Raw genomic sequence first — 213 nt, 5'->3', positions numbered from 1 at the left:
GTGACCACGATGGTGGCGTCCACATCGAGAACGATCGTCGATCCCAGGTCCCGGCCCGCGCACTTGGATGCGGGCACCCCGCCGGGCAGGTGGGACCACACGTGCCGCCGTGCCCGAGCCCGCGCCACCTGGATCTTCTTGCGCTTGCCGGCGGTGACCTCATCGAGTGTGCGCCACACTGTCGGCGCCGAGGCCACCGGGCCCAGGGCGCCA

1 pseudogene is annotated in these 213 nt (G+C 71.8%); it reads right to left on the bottom strand.

Annotation, left to right across the window (positions count from 1 at the left end):
* Positions 1-213: pseudogene (locus tag G6020_RS15320) on the bottom strand (IS1380 family transposase); the annotation flags it as partial.

Origin of the sequence: Dietzia sp. B19, from assembly GCF_014145155.1 — a bacterium.
Lineage (GTDB): Bacteria > Actinomycetota > Actinomycetes > Mycobacteriales > Mycobacteriaceae > Dietzia > Dietzia natronolimnaea.
This window is presented reverse-complemented; position numbering and strand designations above follow the sequence as displayed.